This is a genomic window from Streptomyces katrae (assembly GCF_000966975.1).
Lineage (GTDB): Bacteria > Actinomycetota > Actinomycetes > Streptomycetales > Streptomycetaceae > Streptomyces > Streptomyces katrae.
In genome coordinates, this window is sequence record NZ_JZWV01001289.1 from 1 (window position 1) to 862 (window position 862).

The 862-nt window shown below is 70.2% G+C and carries 1 protein-coding gene; it reads left to right on the plus strand.

What is annotated here, in order from left to right; genetic code table 11:
* Positions 1-391 precede the first annotated feature (391 nt).
* Positions 392-862, plus strand: a 471-nt coding sequence (locus VR44_RS36280; protein WP_045951919.1) for an amino acid permease, incomplete at its 3' end; no start/stop codon positions are given.

Consider the following 862-nt stretch of genomic DNA (forward strand, 5'->3'; position numbering starts at 1 on the left):
TGCCGCTGGCGGAGACCGCCGACCGGCTGGTGGCGGAGGCGGACTGCGGGGGCGACCGCCCGGACGACGTCGCCCTGCTGCTGGCGTCCCTGGTCTGACCCGCCCCGGGGCGGCCCCAGAGCAAAGCGGAAGGAAATTCATCCGGATCTCCGTGCGGTTCCCGCACCCCGCGCCCGGCCGGTGTTTACGCGCCCTTAACACCTGGAACGGCGTGTCGCGGTTGCGCCGCACGATGGAATCCGTACGTGGACAGCTCTTGACCTGCGGATGTCGTCGAGCTTCCATAACGGCCCGGGAGCCACACCAAACGGAAGTACCCACCACCGCCTCGGAGGCGATACCGCTCCCGCACCCCCTTTTCTTCACGACTGCCGATCGGATAGCCGCACCGATGACCGAAACGATCAGCGCTCCCCAGGCGCTCGCCCCCGCCACCGGGCCCACCCCCCAGAAGCTCAAGCGCTCCATCGGCGTCGTCGGCGGGACCCTGCTCACGCTGTCGTGCGTGACGCCCGCCTCGACCCTGTTCGTCGTCGTGCCCGATCTCTTCTCCAGCCTCGGTACCTGGACCGCGCTCACCATCGCGATCGGCTCGCTGCTCTGCATCGGGGTGGCGTTCTGCTACTCGGAGCTGGGCACGCTGATCCCCAGCGCGGGCGGCGAGTACGCCATGGTCTCCACCCTCGCGGGCCGGCTCGCGGGCTGGCTGGTGTTCGTGCTGTCCCTGCTGGTGGTGATGATCGTGCCACCGGTGATCGCCATGGGCACCGCCGACTACCTCGCCCCCGTGGTCCACATCCCGGCCCCGGTGGCCGGCGGCGCGGTGATGCTGCTCGCCACCCTCGCCGGTCTGCTGGACCTG